Here is a 2,667-nt window from a genome sequence, read left to right as displayed (position 1 = left end):
GTGCTGGGGCGGGGTGTGGGGTCCGTGCGGGCCGGGCTCGGGGAGGTTCCCGGCCCGCACGGGGCTCTGTCAGCCGTGCGCGGCGGCTGCGGTGAGCGCGGGCAGCGCGAGCGCTTCCAGGGCGGCGGCCTGGTCGGCGTCGGTGAGGATCTGCGCGGTCGACGTGATCGCCTGCATCACGCCTCCGGCCGTCATCTGACCGCCCCGCACGAAGTGCGACAGAATCACGTCCCTGACCTCGGTGCCGATGCTGAGCGACTTGGCGACGTGCTCGATCGCCTTCGTCGGCTCCTCCAGCGTCTTACCGGCGGCGGCCTCCACCTGGCGCACCTTGGCCTCGACGTACTCCCGTGACAGGAAGGTGCGTACGGCGTCGGCCGTCTTGGACGTGATCAGCTCCAGCGTCTTGCGCTGGGTCTGCCCGGACCAGGACACGACGCCTTCGTCCTGCTTGCCTCCCAGATGCACGGCACGCATGACGTCCTTCGTCTCGGTCAGACCGTTGCGGCACACCTGGACGACCACACGCGGGGTGATCGTGTACGCCCCGGATCCGACCTCGCTGTTGGTGATGACGAAACCGGCGGAGATCATCGGCAGTTCGTCACCGCTGCGCCCGTCGAACGGGGAGCGGTAGCCCCGCAGCAGCGTGCGGGCCTGCACGGCGACGGCTTCGGACTCCACGCGCACGTACATCCGCCGGTCCGTCAGGTCACACCCCGTGACGTGGGTCGGGTGGCCAGACTGCCTCACCCCGTCCAGGGCGGCCATCAGCATGTCGAAGTTGTCCATCAGCTTGTAGCTGTCGGACAGCAGCGCGCGCGCCACACCCTCCACGGGCGGCAGACCAGGACCCCGGTCACCCCGGAACGCCCGGACCATGAACTTGCGCTCCGGCTCCTGCCGCAGCCACGCGTTCACGTTCTCGTCCAGCAGCGGGACGTTCTCGGCACGCATGCGCCGCAGGTAGGCCAGCGGGATGCGCAGCTTGTCGGCGATCCCCTCGTCTGCCACGGCGGTGGGCCGGTAGATCCCGTCGACGTTGGTCACGCCGGACTCCGTGAGCACCGACTCGACGCCCTCGATGTGCACTTTCCCGTCACGCAAGTGCAGCGCGGACGACTGAGCGATCACATCCAGCTTCCGGCTGTTCTGCTCCTCCAGGAGGTGGACCAGGTCGCGCAGGTCGGCATTGCGAGCGCCGGTGGGAGCCACGCTCGTGGCGCGCTCGGCGAACTGCTGAGTCATGCGGTGTTCTCCCCTTGGTTGTGTTGGCTTCTGCGGCCCGGGGGGCGGGGCCACCACCCCCCGAACGACATCCATAATAGTAGGATTGAGGAGTGAGGGAACCCACCCCTTGACCTGCGACTACCGCGCGCGGTGCTCGGGCAATGGCGTCAGACTCCAGCGCCGGACGTTCCTGACGACTGGCGCTACGCCGTGCAGATCGCGCAGCTCGCACAGGTCGTAGCGCAGCTCGGGGGCCTCGCCGAACAGATCGGCGTACGCATGAACCGCGCAGACCCAGTAGCTGCCGTGACGCTGCGTCACACTGCCGTGATAGTCGACCTTCTGCCACAGAACGGGCCCGGCGTGCTGCGGGTCCAGAATCTGAGCAACGGCGATCACCATCGGATCCGCCAACCGCTCAGCCATCAGAAGCGCGAACGCGCGTCCCACCGAGCGCTGATCCACCGGCACGCCAACGGTGGCCGGACTGCTGTGACCGGTGCGCACGCCCATCGCCCAACCCAGCTCGAAGAACGGCCGGACCATCTCCACCTGCTCGTGCGGCACCCCCAATGCGCCCGGGTCCGTCTCGCTGCCCACCAACTCCCGCAGCGCGTAGGCAGTCTGCTCCTGCTCCGCGTCCGTGAGCGGGACGCCAGTAGTCCCGATCCGCGTGTTCTCCACGATGTTCCTTTCCTCTCTGGTGATCCGGCTGGGGGAGGGTGCCCCAGGTGTGGGGCACCCCCGTAGGGACTAGCCGAGGAACCCTCGCGAGCGCAGGAATTCGGCCGTGATGAGTGCGACGCCCTGCGGCTTGTAGATCTGAGGGAAGCGGCGCATTTCCACCGTGGTGCGGCCCGTTGCGTCCGGCTCAATCAGTTCGTGAACGAGCCGGTAAGAACCGTCACTTACCGGGATTTCCAGTAAGACCGGGCCAACCTTGGTTTCGAAGCGAATTCCCGTGTAATTCGCGTCGGAGTTGTGCACGATTTTCGCGTCTGCCCGCTGGCATACCAGGGGCAGGAAGTTCGCGATTTGACGGGCCTTGATGGCCGTACCGGTCATGGGGGCGTTCGTACCTCCGCGCACTCTGCGGACGATTCCGTTCGAGATCTGGATCTCCACGTCTTCCCCTTCGTTGGCTTACTGCGGTGTCGGGGGTTGCCTCCCCCAATACTTTCCATAATAGTAGGGTAAATGCGTGAAGGGAAGGCCCCTGACGTCTTGAGGTTGCATCAGGTGTTGCGCCGGAAGTTGCGCCGGATGTTGCGGCAGGCGTTGCGTTGGAGGTTGCGCCGTCCGGCGGCCGGCTTCCAGGAAGCCCCTGGTCACGCGTCTGTTGGCACGTGGTCGGGTTGCTGACATCCCCTCTGCTGCCACTTGTCCCGCACCGGTTGAAGGATGAGTGAGTGACGGGGGGCGGGGGCGGGAGTGAGC

Annotated in this window: 3 protein-coding genes; all 3 read right to left on the bottom strand. The window is 66.8% G+C overall.

Features of this window, described 5'->3' with window-relative positions:
* Positions 1 to 69 precede the first annotated feature (69 nt).
* A complete protein-coding gene (locus FNH09_RS45985) occupies positions 70 to 1,248 on the bottom strand; it encodes a DUF932 domain-containing protein (protein WP_152895809.1) in 1,179 nt (392 codons plus the stop codon).
* Positions 1,249 to 1,368: 120 nt separating this feature from the next.
* Positions 1,369 to 1,914 carry a hypothetical protein gene (locus FNH09_RS45980; RefSeq protein WP_162470109.1) on the bottom strand — a complete coding sequence of 182 codons (546 nt, stop codon included), beginning with the start codon at positions 1,912 to 1,914 and terminating at the stop codon, positions 1,369 to 1,371.
* A 69-nt stretch (positions 1,915 to 1,983) separates the two neighbouring features.
* The gene (locus FNH09_RS45975) at positions 1,984 to 2,355 is read right to left on the bottom strand and encodes a hypothetical protein (protein WP_162470108.1); all 372 of its coding nucleotides are present in this window, start codon (positions 2,353 to 2,355) and stop codon (positions 1,984 to 1,986) included.
* Positions 2,356 to 2,667: the final 312 nt, after the last annotated feature.

The organism is Streptomyces adustus (genome assembly GCF_009377175.1).
Classification (GTDB): Bacteria; Actinomycetota; Actinomycetes; order Streptomycetales; family Streptomycetaceae; genus Streptomyces; species Streptomyces adustus.
The sequence above is the reverse complement of the archived record's forward strand: the minus strand, read 5'-3'. Positions and strand labels throughout refer to the sequence as shown.